Here is a 14,875-nt window from a genome sequence, read left to right as displayed (position 1 = left end):
ATGGGCAATCCGGGCTTAGCTACTTGGGGTTATGTTCAATCGACCTCTGACGGTTACAGGCTGCATCGCATCCACCTTCGACTCCATATCGCCGCCCCATCGCGTTTGGAGCGTCGAGATGCACACCACCCAGCCCGCCCTCATGTCGGTTCAGGCGTTCTGCGCCTGGGCCGGGGTTGGGCGCACCAAGGTTTACGAGGAAATCGAAGCAGGCCGTCTTCAGACGGTGACGCTCGGCCGCCGTCGTCTCGTACCGACCGCCGAGGCGGAGCGTTGGCTGGATCGGCTGCTGGACGAAGCGACCGGCAAGGAAGCCCTGTCGTGAAGCGCGCCAGCAAGCACGGGCCAGTTCGGACGGCCTCTGACAGTCCGGAGATGTCCGAAGCCATCGACTGGTTCGTTCGCCACGGTTATCGCCCCTATCGGGTTTCCGCCCATCAACTGAAATGGCGAAGCCTGAGCTATTATCCCAGCACCGGCACCGTGCGGCCGGATGATGCGCCCAGCGTGAAGGTCAAAGGCCTTGCCGCACTCGAACAGGCCATGTGCGACCTTCTTGGCGAACAGACGCTCCCGCTGGGGATGGAGTCGATGCCGCAGGACGCCATTCGCTCGACCACTGACCGCACACTCGAATTGTGAACTGCTTGACCATGTGCGATTTTCGCGGAGGCGGATCGGTTACTCCCTGTCTGGTCTGCCCCTGCGCTTCATCTACACACGGACTGAACTGCGGCTGATCAGCCACTCCCCACCGCATCAGCGCTCCCTGCCTTCTGATTTCCCCGATTTGCGCCGGGAGAACCATTGGAAATTAGGGTCGGGGCGCGGGTGGATGCCCTAGGAACTTTTGGGCCTGATTTTCTGATCTTTGTCAAGGCGATAACGTCGGTCGACTTCCAGTTCTGGACGCAAGGCCTCCGTTTTTGATAGCCGAGGCCGACACCTCACAATCGAATTTTCAACGCCGCCAAGTCCCGTTCCAGCCGACCAGCGGCCAGGTAGCGATCATCGTAAAAGGGCCTTCCGTCAGCCGTAAGCGCAGAGGGCCAGTTCGGATCGCGCGAAACCTCAATGCCGCGCTGAGCGCTCAGCGCCCGCGACGATCCCGACCGCTGGCCAACGACCGATCCAGCCTTTTCGCAACGCCGATTGATCAAATTGGCAGCCAGAATGTTGCCCTTCTCGCGATCCCATATCGGCGATGGTTCGTCGGGGTTCAGGCCTTTGGACATATATTGGAACAACTGCCACTGGGCCTGAATATCGGAGTGGCGGCGAACGCTGCCTCGGGACAGGTGCACCGTCTGGATCGGCTGGCCTTCTGCCTTTGTCAGGGGCGCGATGCCCGTCACGGTTTTAACCGCACGCATGGCCCATGAGAGGAAGTCAGCCTCATGCCATCGCTCCAGGCTTATAAGGATATGGCTGTGATCGCCCAACTTGGGACCATTTTCACGCACCCAAATCCAGGTCTCCGGCAGATCGCGTTCCCGCCGCCACTTCCGCATCAGTTCCATAAAGGCCTTATGGGCGGACCAAGCAGCGTCGCCGGAAAGGCCCACTGAATCCCACGACACCGTCAGCATCCAACTCAGCACCGACCCGGTGAAGTTCGCCACCGCGACGGAATGATACCGCTTCCAGAATTCCTTGGTGGTCAGATACTCCGAAATACAGGTCCGGCGCTGGACCGGAGCGGGCACAGAGACCGCCAGTGCACGGCTGCGGTCATCATCACCGAGGGCGTATCGTTGCCGCCCCCATTTGTCCTGGACGTCAAACCCGCCCGCAAACATGGTCCGCGCATAAGATGCGGCGTCGTCGAAATCGGCCCGATTCAACATCGGCAGTCTCCACTCAAACGGACCGTGGAAATCACCGGCCCTACATATATGCCGACTGACCACATGATTATCACTTCGCGGACGTTCGCCGCTGGTCGCTGAAGGTCACTAAGCCACAGCCTTCGTGAACCGGATGATCCCACAGGAAGGATCATCATGGACATCGAGACCTACGACCGGCTGCCCCTCGTGCCGGAGGCGCTGCTGAAAGCGCACAAGGTTCACACCAGCTACGACACCCGCTTCCGGGCCTGCGCCCGGTTGCTTCAAGCGCTGCACCGAGAACGCGCCGGGTGGACGCGGGGGAGCTACACGACCACCTCGGGACGCAAGCGCAGCATGGGTCATCTGGTCGGGGTCTGTGACGGGGCGGCAGGCGCGAACTTTCTGACGCCGGAGGTTCATCGGCTCGCGCGCCGGGAACTGGCTTACCGGGAACCCGGCGCGATGTTTGAGGAACGTCGCCTCTATGAAAATCTGCTGTCCTCCGCGCCGCTGGCGTTGAATCTCCTGGGACCGCTCAAGCTCGACCGGACCCTAGCCGAGGCCTTCGTGCGCGAGATCGCGCCGGAATACGCAGGTCAGGTTTGCGCCGTGACCTTCGAGCACTCGCCGGGGCGGGGCGACCCTACCTTCACTGACGACGCCACGGCGTTCGACGCCTTTATCGCCCTGCGGCTGGACGACGGCCGCAAGGTCTTTATCGCCATCGAGGTCAAATACTCCGAGGCGGCCAACGAACCCGAGCCGCGCATGCGCGCCCGGTACGACGACCTTTCCGTGGCCAGTGAACTCTTCATCGATCCCGACGACCCTGCCCTGCGCCGCAATCCCATCCAGCAGATGTGGCGGCTCCACATGCTGGCGCAATCGATCATCGACGCCGGCCTGTTCGATGCGGGCAAGGTGGTCGTGATCGCGCCGCGCTTGAACGATCAGGTGCAACGGGCTGTCGGCCGCTATCAACAGCACCTCGCCCCCGCTGGCTTGGGCAAGGCCGAGTTCCTCAATCTGCCGCTGGAAGACGCCATCGCCGCCCTGGCTTTGGCGGGTGCGCCCGATCAGGCGCGGGCGCTGACGGCACGCTATGTCGACTTTGGCCCGATCCAAGCCTTGATCTGAACCGTGGCCATGCGTCCTGCGCCGCGCCCGGAACCTGACGCCAGGCGACGAGCCGAAGGGTTGATGCTCGGCGCCAGCGCAGGCGCATCAGCGGCGTGGAGCCTCCGCCAGCATCGCTCCAGCGAATGCCTGAATCCTCAGGCAGTGCTGGTGCATGCGGCCCAAAGCTGTCTGAAGCACCGGCGCTTCGTCGCCAATGACCTGATCTCTAGACTCAGGTCGGACGACACCGGGCTCCACGGGCAGGACCGGGGATCTCTGCGATCGATGGAGGTTTCGATGCCGAAGGCATCGCAAACTTTCATCGTCGCAGTGGCCCCGGTCTGCCTGCGAACGATGGGGCGAAGCCGAAGCGCTCAACGTGACCTGCATTCGCTTGGCCTGGCCTTTCAGCAGACACCAGCCGATGTCGAAGCTCTGGAGGTCACGGGTCGCTTCATCGGCCGTGCGCTCCTTGGCTACGGAAGGCGGATAGTTTTCGAGCCGATCACCTGGATTGGCGGTGACGATTGCGTCGCCTGGGCGGCCGGAGGCGGAAGTCTGCCCAAGGAGTGCCGGGGCAGTCTGGCGTCCGCTATCGCGCAGGCTCGCGCCGTAAGCCTTCGGGAGTCTCGCTGGCCGGTCGCTGCTCGCGCCCTGAAGGCGGCCCGTGCCGAACCATCCGCCTTTGTTTTGGCCGGGATGCTCTTGGGTGCGATGTATGGTCCGCGATCATTTTCGCCCTTGCCGCCGAACGCCAGGGCGCTGGCCGCCTTGGCGGAGGGACTGCTTCAATCGTCGCCTATCGATATGGCCTCACTGTCAGGCCGCAGCAGGTCGAGATAGTCCATGCCCAGAGCCGCCGCCAACGTCACCACCATCTCGACGGTCGGATTCCTACGGCCCGCCTCAAGCGAAGACACATAGAACTGGCTGGTCTCAGCGCGTTCGGCCAACTCCTCTTGAGTCAGGCTCTTTAAAATCCGCGCGCGGCGGACGTTTCGGCCCACCAGCGCGCGAATATCCATTCGCCGAGCGTGGCGTTATCGGCCGGGTCGCGGTAACAACTATAATTGTTATTCGTCGTGGGAGGGGACATGAGAAGACTTATGTTAGGCGCGGCTTTGTGCCTGCTGACGCCGCTGTCGGGCTGCGCAGACGGAGCATCGAAAGACCCTCCGGCAGAGATTGCTGAAGCGTGCGTTTCGACAGCGTTAGGCAACGGCGTTCTTTATGCGCCGGAGTGGGTCAAGCCGATGATCGGTGCGACCTCGGCGATCTCCTGGGAGCCTGTAGCGGACAGGAAGGTCATCTTTCGCAGCGACACGACCAACCCTCTCAACGGGGACGTCAAGCAGGTTTCGGTGCTATTTGCGCCCACGACTTCGCCAGTGAAAACCGAGGTCTACTGCAAAGGCTATTACGAGCCGATGCTAGTCGACGTGGATGGAATGGAAGAGAGCCCTGATGCCCTTAAGCGGGAACTCTGGTACCCGCATGAGATGGGATTGTCGCACTACAACGGACGCGTTCCGCAAGGCGTCCCTTTGACGTTGGAGTACGCCCAATGAACGGTCGGATCGACAGCCTCGAACGTCTGGCTCGGCTGCATCAAGATGGGGTGCTGACAGACGCCGAGTTCGCTCTGGAGAAGGCGAGACTGTTGGGCGGTGACGAGCCGAGATCGTCAGAACCTCCGCAATCGCCAGCAGCCATGCCGGACGTAGCGGCGACCGCAGTGAACGCCGTCGCGCCAGATGACAACGACCTGCTAGCCCCGATCCGGTCGATTCCCGATGCAGCCTATGCCGCCTTTCTGGTCAGAAAGGCTTGGGCCGGGGTCGCATCCTTGATCGCCGCGAACGCCCTCAGCGCCATACCCAAAATCCGGGAAAGCCTCAGCCCTAGCCTAGGTTTGATGGCGCCAGAGCCACTACCGACAGCCGTGGTGGTGGCAGGGGCGTTGTTGGGATGCCTGATCGTGGGTCTCGTCGGATATTGGCTGTCTCGCCGACGTAACCGCATCGCCGCCGTCCTGTTGTTCGTCATGGCGGCCTCGGTGGTGATGTTCGGCGCGGGCCTGCCTTGGAACCAGGGGATTTGGGTCAATCTGGCCGTCATAGCCCTCGGGCTATTTTCGATCTGGTTCTTCGTCGGAGCCTGGCGCGGCCTCACGTTTATCTCGCGGGCGCCGAAGGGCGAGGCTGAAGCCGCTATGGTCCTTCAGACGACGAACACCGGTCCCGTATCCAAGCGAATGAAGGCGGCTTGGAACGAGGGCCGCGAACAATCGCGTCCAGTGCGCCGGACCATCTGGTGGATCGGGCTCGCCGGGCTGACGGTCTTCGCGGCAGGAGGCGTTTGGTTTTGGACCACCATTTCAAGAGACGAACCGCCAGCCGCTTCTCAGCCGTTTGACGGCCACGCCCAGCAACACGACCCGACCGTCACCGCGCCGTCGTCAACACCCCAACTCGAAAACTCGCCAGTAAGCCCTGCCACCCTGCGACCTGCGGACCTGGAAGGCAGCTGGTTGCCGGAATACGAAGCCTGCCGTCACTGCTTCGGCATGAGTTTCGAGAGCGGGGGCGTCTATACAGCCGAAGGCGTCGATGGGACGTGGACGCTCGACGGCAACAAACTCACGGTGAGGTCTCGATACACCAGCATGGATGGCGAGGTCGGGTCTTGGGTGACGGATTCGGCCGAGGTCCAACTGATCTCCAAAGACATGATCGAGATCACCTGGGCCTACGACGAGCCGATGCGTTATGGCCGCTACATAGCCGATGGTTCGAGCGCCTCAGGCTATTAATCGTTCGATACGCGGCCTCGGCCGCAGTGCTTCGCCCAATCCTCCATCATGGCGCGACGGCGTTCCAGGGCGTCGCCGCGCCGATAGGCCTGCTCGGCCTGATCGCCGATGCTGTGGGCCAAAGCCTGCTCGGCGAGTTCACGAGGGTAATCGGTCTGGTCGCCCGCCCAGTCACGAAAGGCGCTGCGGAAACCGTGCGTCGTGACATCCTCGATGTCCAACCGCCCCATTAGCTTCTTGAACGCCATGTTGGATAGGGGCCGGTTCGCCTTCTGACCGGGGAAGACGAAGCTGTCGTCACCGGCCTTGTGCGCCAGCATCGCCTCCAACACAGCGACGGCGGCCTTCGACAACGGCACACGATGCGGCCTGCCCGCCTTCATTCGCTCGGCGGGAATAGTCCAGGTCTGCGCAACCAGATCGATTTCCGACCAGACAGCTTCACGCACCTCACCTGAACGGCCAGCGGTCAGGATAAGGAATTCCAAGGTTCTCGCGGCGGTGGCTTCCCGCTCACGAAGGTCCGCCATCAGCGCAGGGATGGCCTCAAACGCCATCGCCTTGTGATGACCGCGCTGTAGGCGGGAAACCTTCGGCAACAGTTGATCCATGTGGCCCGTCCATCGCGCCGGGTTCTCCCCGGTGCGCCAGCCCTGAGCCTTGGCGGCGTTCAGCACCTGCTCGATGTAGCCTCGGGCCATTTTCGCCGTTTCGGCCTTCACCGACCAAATCGGCTTTAGAACCGCCAACACGTCCTCGGTCGTCACGCCATCGACCTGGATGTCCCGCAGGGCGGCCGCATGCACGGTCAGCGCCCGCTTCCAGCGTTCGAGGCTTTTGGGCGAGCGGAGCTCGCCCGCCTTATCCGCCATCCAGCTATCCGCCGCTTCACCGAAGGTGGGGATCGCCCTGACCGATCGCCGCGCCGAAATCGGATCCACGCCTGCCGCCAAAAGGGCATGGGCTTCGACGGCCAGTTCGCGGGCGCGTTTGAGATCGACGCCCTTGATCGAGCCCAGACCCATTTCCCGCAGCTTGCCAGCCCCAGGAACACCGGATCGCTTCGCACGATAGATGAAGACCCAACGTCTAGCCCCGCTGGGATCGATCACCAGATAGAGGTTGTTGCCGTCGCTATGACGACCCGGCGTGTTCAAGGTGGCGACCCTACGGGCCGAAAGCTTGTTGATCGCCCGGCAGGAGAACGAACGGGTCTTCATACGACACAAAATCCACCCCAACATTCACCCCAACAGCTGACGCGGATTGCGCCGAACGGAGCGAAACGTGAGCGAACAAATTATCCCAAATCTTGTTGAAATACAAAGACAAGGGCGGACCCTGGCGAACGTCTGCGGACCCAGGTTTTCCCCGTGTCGGGTGCGCCATCTTTCTCCATTCGAACTTCTGCAAAAGCCGAGCAGCCGTAAAGCCGCCGTGGTTTGGGGTTCCACGCGAGGCGAGACGATCAAGATCGACTTGACCGCATGTGACGTTATCTCATAACACACATCCTTCTCCCCTCGAAGGTCTCCCGACATGCGTTCCTCCCCCGCCCTGCGTTCGCTGCTTCTGGCTGCGGCCGGCTCAACCGTGCTGGCCGGCGCCGCCGCCGCGCAATCGACACCGAATACGCCGGCGACGGTCGACGACGTCATCGTCACCGGCGTTCCCTATGGCGTCAGCCAGAGGGCGGCGGTCATCGCCACCGACGTCGTGGACGAGCAGACGCTGGCCACCGCCCCGGCCGCGTCCCTGGGCGACATGCTGAACGGGCGCCCGGGCGTGCGCTCCACAGACTTTGCGCCGGGCGCCAGCCGTCCGGTCATCCGGGGCCTGAGCGGGCCGCGCGTCCAGGTGCTGACCAACGGCATCGGCCTGATCGACGCCAGTTCGGTGTCGCCCGACCATGCCGTGGCGGCCGACCCCGCCGAGGCCAACCGCATCGAGATCATCCGCGGCCCCGCCACCCTGGTCTATGGCGGATCGGCCATCGGCGGCGTGGTCAATGTGCTGGACGACCGGATTCCGACCGCCATTCCCGAGGGCGGCGTCAAGGGCGTGGTCTCGACCCAGGCCTCCAGCGTCGACGACGGCCGCAGCGTCTTCGGCCGCGTCACGGTCGGATCGGGCAATTTCGCCTTCAACGTCGATGGGGTGAAGCGCAAAACCGACGACTATGAGATTCCCGCCCCCGCCATCTCGGCGCGGCGCGCGGCCGCCGAGGGCGTCGCGCGGGGCGACGGCGACAAACAGCCCAACAGCTATACCGACCTGCAGACCTGGGGCGTCGGCGGCGCCTACATCGGCGACAAGGGCTTCGCCGGCGTCTCCTACAAGGACACAGACAGCGAGTACGGCACGGTCGCCGAAGAATCCGTCTTCATCAAGCTGAACCAGAAGCGGTGGGACGCGCGAGGCGAATATCGGTTCGACGACGGTCCCTTCTCGGCGATCCGGGGCTCCTACGGCCATGCCGACTACACCCACACCGAGTTCGAGGCCGTGGGCGAGCCCGGCACCGTCTTCAACTCCGACGGCTGGGAGGCGCGCGCCGACCTGGTTCAACGCCAGCGCGGCGGCTGGAACGGCGCCCTGGGCGTCCAGGCCCTGTCGCGAAACTTCCAGGCCATAGGCGAGGAGGCCTTCGTGCCCACCGTCGATATCGACGAGGTGGGCCTCTACACGGTCCAGCGTCTGGACCTGGGCAACCACGGCTTCGAAGGCGGCTTGCGCTATGATCGGCGCGAGCTGTCGGGCACGCCGATCGGCGGGACCAGCGAGGTGAACCGCACCTTCGACAACTGGTCCGCATCCGCCGCCGCCTTCCTGCGCCCCGCCGCCGGCCTGTTCCTGGGTCTCAGCCTGGCCCACAACGAGCGCGCGCCCAGCGAGGTCGAGCTGTTCGCCAATGGCGTTCACATCGCCACCGCCGCCTATGAGACCGGCGACCTGAACCTGAACAGCGAAAAGGTCACGACGCTGGAGGGCACCGCCCACTATGATCGCGGCCGGTTCACGGGCGACCTGCACGTTTATCATTCCTGGTACGACGGCTTCATCGACGAACGGCCGACCGGCGAGCAATTCCTGTTCGAGGAGGAGAACGAGACCTTCCCCGTCTATCGCTTCGTCCAGACCAACGCCAAATTCTACGGCTTCGAACTGGAGGGCGCCTACGCCCTGTGGCAGGACGGCGATCGCAAGCTGTCGCTGGAGGGATCGGCGGACTACGTCCACGCCCAGACCGACTTCGGCCCGGCCGCGCGCATCCCGCCATATTCAGTCACCGGCCGCCTGGCCTGGACCTCCACCCGCTTCGACGCCAGCGCCGAGGTGCGGCACGTGGGCGAACAGGACCGCGTTGCCAACGAGTTCGAATTGCCGACCAACGATTATACGCTGGTCAACGCCTCGCTGGCCGTGCGTCCCTTCACCCAGCAGAACGTCACCCTGTTCGCCGAGGCGCGCAACCTGACCAACGAGGAAGCCCGTGAACACGCCTCCTTCCTCAAGGACATCGCCCCCCTCCCCGGCCGCAACCTGCGCGTCGGCGTGGCCTATCGCTTCTGATCAAGACAAGGGTTGAGGCGGTCAGACCGCCTCAACCCTGCGTCAGCTTCGACGCCAACGAAATAACATCACTCTGGCGTAGTCGCAGGATCGAGAGATCCTGCCGTTCTGCCGGCGGGCTCGCTGGCGGGCTCGCTGATGGTGGGTGGTCACGACCATCTTCAGTTTCAGCACCAACAGGGGTCCAGCACTAGCGGTCTCGGCGTTCGCAGCCGACGGGGCCGTGACGGCCGCGTCTCATCCGGGTTCGACGCAAAGCGCCGCCTCGCCCGCGCTGGCGACTTGACCGCCCGGCCCCTGACCGGAACAACTCACGCCCGAGAAGCGAAACTGTGCTGTGGACCGGGCGGCACGCCCTGTCACTGCGCGACGCGGGCCGACGCCGTAGCGGTCAAGGCTTTCGCCCCCCCCACCTGTCCCAGCACATCGGCGGCTTTGTCCTGACCCAGGATCGGCTGGACGAGTTGGTCCCCATCGGCAACGCGGCCATGGCCCACCGCACCTTCATCGAATGGGACAAGGACGACATCGACGAACTGCGCCTGATGAAGGTCGACGTACTGGCGATCGGCATGCTTGCCTGCATCCGCAAGGCGTTCGACCTGATCCGCGCTCATGCGAACGAAGATTGGGCGCTGCATACCATCCCGCGCGACGATCCCGCCGTTTACGATATGCTGTGCAAGGCGGCCTTCGCCTGCGCCCTGATGAACAGTCAGCCGATGGGCTTCTACGCCCCGGCCCAGATCGTGCGCGACGCCCGCGAACACGGCGTCGAGGTGCGGCCGGTCGATGTCTCTTACAGCCACTGGGACAACAGTCTGGAAGGTTCGACGAGGGCTCCGGCGTTGCGGATCGGCCTGCGCCAGGTCGACGGCTTCCGCGAAGACTGGGCAGAGGCGCTCGCCGCCGCCCGCGCCACGCCCCTGTCCGACGTCGAGACTCTGGCCCGGCGCGCCGCCCTGCGCAAGCTGGCGGACGCCGACGCCTTCCGCTCGCTGGGGCTGGATCGACGCGAGGCTCTGTGGGCGGTGCGCCGCCTGCCCGACGACGCGCCGCTGCCGTTGTTCGCCGCCGCAGATGCCCGCGAGCTGGGCGCCGAACCCGACGCCCGCCTGCCGACCATGGCGTTGGGCGAGCATGTCGCCGCCGACTATCAGACCCTGCGCCTGTCGCTGAAGGCGCATCCCATGGCCATCCTGCGCCCCATCTTCGACGCCGAAGGCCTACTGACCTGCGCCCAGACCGAAGCTCGACGCGGCGGCGCTCTGGTGCGGGTCGCCGGCGTGGTTCTGGTGCGTCAACGGCCGGGCAAGGGCAACGCCATCTTCGTCACCCTGGAAGACGAGACCGGCATCATCAATGTCGTCCTATGGGCGCAGGTGTTCGAACAGTTCCGCCGCGAGGTCATGGCCGCCCGGCTGATGGCGGTCGAGGGCGTGGTTGAGAAAAGCCCCGAAGGCGTCGTCCACCTGGTCGCCCGCCGCGTCATCGACCGCTCTAACGAACTGTCCCGCCTGTCCCAGGATCACGACACCACCGTCCAACTCGCCCGCGCCGATGTCGTCGCCCATCCCCAGACACCCCGACACCCGCCGCACCGTCACCCGCGCGACGTCCGCATTCTGCCAGGATCACGGGATTTTCATTGAGCGCTGAGCATCGCGCTAGAGGGGCCTTCAGACCGCTGGCGCGGGAGGTCGAGTCCAGGCCCACATCAGAGATATTTCATCCACCACTGCGAACTGCGTCGCTTGACCCCGCCGAACCACTGGCAGGCGAACCAGCACGGCACGGCGACCAGGGCCGCCAGCAACCACACTCCGCCCACGCCGGGCACGGCGAAGCCGTCGCCCTGATTGGCCCCGAACAGCACAAGGACCGCCAGGTTCAGCAGATGCAGCCCATAGAGGTGGATCAGATAGAAGAACAGCGGCGCCCCGCCGAACACGGCCAGCATCCCGACCAGCCGACCCTGCGCCGTCTCCAGCCCCGCCAGGATCAGCGCCCCGACACCAAGCGTCAGCAGCAGAAAGTCGGCCGACGGCGGATATTTGGTCAGGTTCAGCACGCTCATCGCCGTCTGGATCGGCGTCGCCTGCACGGCCCAAGGCGCATCGCCATATAAATTGATCGCGCGCAGTATGATGAACAGGGCCAAGGCGCTCATGCCCGTCAGCACCAGGCGCCTCAGTCGCCTCCTCTGCTCGCCTGCGAACCAAGGCCCGATGGCGTAGCCCAACGCGGCCACCCCGATCCACGGTAGCAGCGGATAAGAGGTCCGCGCCTGGCCGCCCCACGGCAGATCGATGAAGCCGCGATCATGCAACATGGCCCAGATCACATGTCCCGGCTGACCGGCCGCGATGCTGATGGGGTCCAGCAGATTGTGGCCCAGCACGATGGCCAGCCCCACGACGATCAGCACCGGGCGAGGCAGATGCACCAGCGCCGCCAGCGCGATCATCGACAGGCCGATGGCCCAGATGACCTGGAGATAGATCAGCTCCGGCGCGATCGAAAATGTCCAGGCGAAGTTGACCACAGTCAGCTCCACCACGACCAGAAACAGCCCCCGTTTCAGCAGAAACGCCGATGCCGCGTTGGCTCCATTTCCGCCGCCCGCCTGTTTGTTTCCGTATAGCCAAGCCCCCAACCCCGTCAGCGCCACGAAAACCGGCGCGCACAGATGGGCCGACAGTCGGGTGAAGAACAGGGCCGGCGAGGTCGTCTCCACATCCATCGGGTCCGAGACCTGGGCGTGAATGAAGAAGAACTCCCGCGCGTGATCGACCAGCATCAGCAGGATGACCAGCCCGCGCAGGGCGTCGATGGATCGGATACGGCCGACCGCCCGACTCGGAGCAGCGATCGAAGAAGCGGAGGCGGGAACAAGCGGTGCAGCGGTTGACATCATCAGGCGGAAGCGGATAGCCGATACAGTATAACATTTCAAATGGAGCCTTCCTTGTCCTTCCTCCTGAGCTGCGCCGGCGCGTGCCTGCTGGTCGCCGCCAACGCCCCCGTCCCCATCGCTGTCGAAGCGGTCGAGCCTGCGACCGTCGGCGAAATCGTGGTTCTGGGCCGTCGCTCGGCGCCGCGCGACCTGACCCTGGGCGCAGGACCGATCACCGAGGCCATGTCGCCATCCAGCCGCGCCATCGAAAACGATCTCATCAAGGCCGTTGGCGCGACGCGCCTGGCCAATGCGCTGGAACTGATCAGCAGCGTCAGCCAGCAGAACAATCGCGGCGGCGTCATGGACAACTTCGCCATTCGCGGCTTCCTGGGCACGCCTGACGGGGGCGCGGAATATTATGTCGATGGCTTCCTGGCCAATCGGGGCATGGCTCCGCCCCGCGATCCGGCGACGTCCGAGCGGATCGAGGTGCTTAAGGGCCCGTCAGGCGCCCTTTTCGGCGACATCGATCCGGCGGGACGGGTCAATATCGTCTCCAAGACGCCGCGCTTTGCGACCGCCGCCGCCTTCACCGCCGCTGTGGGATCGTTCGGCCTGCGTCGTGGTGAACTGGACCTGACCGGCCCCATCAGCGACACCCTTGCCGGGCGGCTGGTCGTCGCGGGCGAGACCTCAAGCGGTTGGCGGGATTACGTCGGCCTGAACCGCACCGTGGTCGCCCCCTCTCTGACCTGGCGACCCAATGACGACCTGCGCCTGACCTATGTGGGGGAGTTCACCACCTTCACGACCCTGTTCGACCGGGGAATGCCCGCCATCAACGGCGACGCCCTGTTCCTGCCGCCCTCGAACTATTACGGCGAGCCCGGCGACGGCGTGACCCGCTTCCGCAACGAGCGGCGCCAGATCACCGGCGAATACCGCATCAACGACGATTGGAGCCTGAACGGCGGCGTCGCCTGGCGCGGCGGCTCGCTGAAGGGGCTGTCCAGCGATCAGTCGCGCCTAGTCGGCGACCAGCTGTGGCGCCAGCGTCGCGGACGCGACTTCACGGTCGAGGATCTGTCGGCCCGGCTGGAGCTGAACGGCGTGGTCGAAACGGGGCTAGGCGTTCACAACCTCGGTGTCGGGGTGAAGGCCTATCAGCTGACCTATGGGGAGAAATGGCTGCGCATCAATCCGAATGCGGCCAAGCCCTATCCGATCAATGTCTTCGATCCCGTCTATGGCGCGGTGACGCCGCCCACACCCCTGCCCTTCACCGACAATCTGGAGACGCGCGACGTCGTCACCCTCTACGCCCAGGATCTGTGGGAGGTGAACGACCGCTTGAGCCTGCTGGCCGGGTTGCGGTTCGACGACTACGACCAGACCATCCGCAACAATCGCACCGGCGCCGTCGGCGAGGCCAGCGACACGCCTCTGAAATACCGCTTCGCCGCCCGTTATCGCCTGACGGACAACCTGACCGCCCATGCCAGCTACGGCCAATCCTTCGTGCTGAACTCCGGCACGGGTCGCGACGGCTCCGGCTTCGCGCCGGAAGACGGAAAAGGCTATGAGATCGGTCTGGCCGGGGCCTGGGACGGACTGGACCTGGCCGCCACCGTCTTCGACATTCGCAAGTCGAATATCCTGACGACCGATCCCCTCGATCCGAACTTCCTGGCTCCGGTCGGCAAGCTGACGACGCGCGGGATCGAACTGGACGGCGCGCTGAAGATCGACGACGCTTGGCAGGTGGTCGCCAACTATGGCTGGACCGACGCCAAGGCCGACGACAGCGCCTTCGCCACTGACGCCGTGCTGAACGTGCCGGAACATTCAGGTTCGGTGTTCGTGATCGGTCGCTTCCCCACCACGCATGGCACGACCTGGTCGTTCATGACCGGCGCGGCCTACGTCGGCGACCGGGCCGGCGCCCTGACCCTGAACCCGGTGCGCCTGCCCGCCTACTGGAAGGCCAAGGCGGCGCTGGATTACGGCCTGACGCCACAGGTCACGGCCCGCATCGAGATCGACAACCTGTTGGACGAACGATACGCCGCCAGTTCGTACAGCGCCCTATGGATATTCCCCGGCGCACCCCGCAGCCTGCGCGCTTCGCTCAGGGTCGAGATATGAAACGCCGCTCCTGCCGGCCGTGTCAGCCGCTACGTCTTTGATTCCATCGTCCGTTTCGAGGGCAGGCTGCTGACGGCGGAGGTTTCGCGAGCTGATTTCGCCGCCTTCATGGCCCGGGCCAATCAGGATCGTCCTTTGCCGCTGGACGCTTTGACGGGGGATTTCCTCTACGCCTTCGGCGCGGCTCCCGAGCGTGGTCCGATCCGCATCGTCACGACGGACTGGTGTGCGACGAACCAGCAGAAGTATTTCGGAAGGGATGACCTCATTTTCCAGCCGTCGCCCGGCCTGACGCTGAAGTCGGTCGCGGCCTCGGCCCTGGCGAGCGAGGGATAGTCGGGGGAGTGTCCGATGTGCTGTGCGCACACAGAAAAGCCCGCCTGGCTTTGGCCATGCGGGCTAGATCTTGGGTGCGGGAGTAGGATTTGAACCTACGACCTTCAGGTTATGAGCCTGACGAGCTACCGGGCTGCTCCATCCCGCGGCAAGCGGTCG

The 14,875-nt window shown here is 64.5% G+C and carries 13 protein-coding genes and 1 tRNA gene; 9 read left to right on the top strand and 5 right to left on the bottom strand.

What is annotated here, in order from left to right; genetic code table 11:
• The first annotated feature begins 118 nt into the window (after positions 1–118).
• Both SH203_RS14920 and SH203_RS14915 read left to right on the top strand, forming a co-directional pair.
• The gene (locus SH203_RS14920; protein ID WP_087121756.1) at positions 119–325 is read left to right on the top strand and encodes a helix-turn-helix domain-containing protein; all 207 of its coding nucleotides are present in this window, start codon (positions 119–121) and stop codon (positions 323–325) included.
• Between the two features lie 50 nt (positions 326–375).
• Entirely contained in the window at positions 376–642 is a 267-nt protein-coding gene (locus SH203_RS14915) for a hypothetical protein (protein ID WP_087121755.1), read from the top strand.
• 305 nt (positions 643–947) lie between these two features.
• Here SH203_RS14915 and SH203_RS14910 read toward each other — a convergent pair whose 3' ends face one another.
• Positions 948–1,847, bottom strand: coding sequence for a hypothetical protein (locus tag SH203_RS14910; RefSeq protein WP_087121754.1), 900 nt, complete (start codon positions 1,845–1,847; stop codon positions 948–950).
• Positions 1,848–2,003: 156 nt separating this feature from the next.
• On the opposite strand from SH203_RS14910, the gene SH203_RS14905 reads away from it, so the two are divergent.
• Positions 2,004–2,969, top strand: a complete 966-nt coding sequence (locus tag SH203_RS14905; RefSeq protein ID WP_087121753.1) for a hypothetical protein — start codon at positions 2,004–2,006, stop codon at positions 2,967–2,969.
• A gap of 770 nt (positions 2,970–3,739) precedes the next feature.
• On the opposite strand, the gene SH203_RS14900 is transcribed toward SH203_RS14905, so the two are convergent.
• A complete protein-coding gene (locus SH203_RS14900) occupies positions 3,740–3,976 on the bottom strand; it encodes a helix-turn-helix domain-containing protein (protein ID WP_087121752.1) in 237 nt (78 codons plus the stop codon).
• Between the two features lie 69 nt (positions 3,977–4,045).
• Between SH203_RS14900 and SH203_RS14895 the strand changes: the two genes are divergently transcribed.
• Together SH203_RS14895 and SH203_RS15670 are read left to right on the top strand one after the other, a co-directional pair.
• Positions 4,046–4,519, top strand: coding sequence for a hypothetical protein (locus SH203_RS14895; RefSeq protein WP_143275752.1), 474 nt, complete (start codon positions 4,046–4,048; stop codon positions 4,517–4,519).
• A complete protein-coding gene (locus SH203_RS15670) occupies positions 4,516–5,763 on the top strand; it encodes an SHOCT domain-containing protein (RefSeq protein ID WP_200808976.1) in 1,248 nt (415 codons plus the stop codon). The genes SH203_RS14895 and SH203_RS15670 overlap by 4 nt, the downstream gene beginning before the upstream one ends.
• Here the strand turns inward: SH203_RS15670 and SH203_RS14885 are convergent.
• Positions 5,760–6,983: a site-specific integrase gene (locus tag SH203_RS14885; protein WP_087121749.1), complete on the bottom strand. Its 1,224-nt coding sequence runs from the start codon at positions 6,981–6,983 to the stop codon at positions 5,760–5,762. The two genes, SH203_RS15670 and SH203_RS14885, sit on opposite strands and share 4 nt — an antisense overlap.
• A gap of 319 nt (positions 6,984–7,302) precedes the next feature.
• Here SH203_RS14885 and SH203_RS14880 point away from each other — a divergent pair, with 319 nt between their 5' ends.
• Both SH203_RS14880 and SH203_RS14875 read left to right on the top strand, forming a co-directional pair.
• On the top strand, positions 7,303–9,336 hold the full coding sequence (locus tag SH203_RS14880; RefSeq protein ID WP_087121748.1) for a TonB-dependent receptor: 2,034 nt from the start codon (positions 7,303–7,305) through the stop codon (positions 9,334–9,336).
• A 332-nt stretch (positions 9,337–9,668) separates the two neighbouring features.
• Positions 9,669–10,988: an OB-fold nucleic acid binding domain-containing protein gene (locus SH203_RS14875; protein WP_234989524.1), complete on the top strand. Its 1,320-nt coding sequence runs from the start codon at positions 9,669–9,671 to the stop codon at positions 10,986–10,988.
• A 65-nt stretch (positions 10,989–11,053) separates the two neighbouring features.
• Here SH203_RS14875 and SH203_RS14870 read toward each other — a convergent pair whose 3' ends face one another.
• Positions 11,054–12,253: a DUF1624 domain-containing protein gene (locus SH203_RS14870; protein ID WP_087121746.1), complete on the bottom strand. Its 1,200-nt coding sequence runs from the start codon at positions 12,251–12,253 to the stop codon at positions 11,054–11,056.
• 51 nt (positions 12,254–12,304) lie between these two features.
• Here SH203_RS14870 and SH203_RS14865 point away from each other — a divergent pair, with 51 nt between their 5' ends.
• Entirely contained in the window at positions 12,305–14,380 is a 2,076-nt protein-coding gene (locus tag SH203_RS14865) for a TonB-dependent siderophore receptor (protein ID WP_087121774.1), read from the top strand.
• 108 nt (positions 14,381–14,488) lie between these two features.
• Entirely contained in the window at positions 14,489–14,716 is a 228-nt protein-coding gene (locus tag SH203_RS15665) for a hypothetical protein (protein WP_200808975.1), read from the top strand.
• A gap of 71 nt (positions 14,717–14,787) precedes the next feature.
• On the opposite strand, the gene SH203_RS14855 is transcribed toward SH203_RS15665, so the two are convergent.
• Positions 14,788–14,864, bottom strand: a tRNA-Met gene (locus tag SH203_RS14855).
• Positions 14,865–14,875 lie beyond the last annotated feature (11 nt).

This window comes from Brevundimonas sp. SH203 (assembly GCF_002157625.1).
In the GTDB taxonomy this organism is placed as follows: Bacteria; Pseudomonadota; Alphaproteobacteria; order Caulobacterales; family Caulobacteraceae; genus Brevundimonas.
Note: the sequence above shows the minus strand (reverse complement) of the source record. Positions and strands in the feature narration are given on the sequence as shown.

Coding starts and splice junctions, on each gene's coding strand:
- SH203_RS14920 (WP_087121756.1), top strand. CDS start 119: ATGCACACCACCCAGCCCGCCCTCATGTCGGTTCAGGCGTTCTGCGCC.
- SH203_RS14885 (WP_087121749.1), bottom strand. CDS start 6,983: ATGAAGACCCGTTCGTTCTCCTGCCGGGCGATCAACAAGCTTTCGGCC.
- SH203_RS15670 (WP_200808976.1), top strand. CDS start 4,516: ATGAACGGTCGGATCGACAGCCTCGAACGTCTGGCTCGGCTGCATCAA.
- SH203_RS14915 (WP_087121755.1), top strand. CDS start 376: ATGTCCGAAGCCATCGACTGGTTCGTTCGCCACGGTTATCGCCCCTAT.
- SH203_RS14905 (WP_087121753.1), top strand. CDS start 2,004: ATGGACATCGAGACCTACGACCGGCTGCCCCTCGTGCCGGAGGCGCTG.
- SH203_RS15665 (WP_200808975.1), top strand. CDS start 14,489: ATGGCCCGGGCCAATCAGGATCGTCCTTTGCCGCTGGACGCTTTGACG.
- SH203_RS14870 (WP_087121746.1), bottom strand. CDS start 12,253: ATGATGTCAACCGCTGCACCGCTTGTTCCCGCCTCCGCTTCTTCGATC.
- SH203_RS14880 (WP_087121748.1), top strand. CDS start 7,303: ATGCGTTCCTCCCCCGCCCTGCGTTCGCTGCTTCTGGCTGCGGCCGGC.
- SH203_RS14900 (WP_087121752.1), bottom strand. CDS start 3,976: ATGGATATTCGCGCGCTGGTGGGCCGAAACGTCCGCCGCGCGCGGATT.
- SH203_RS14895 (WP_143275752.1), top strand. CDS start 4,046: ATGAGAAGACTTATGTTAGGCGCGGCTTTGTGCCTGCTGACGCCGCTG.
- SH203_RS14910 (WP_087121754.1), bottom strand. CDS start 1,847: ATGTTGAATCGGGCCGATTTCGACGACGCCGCATCTTATGCGCGGACC.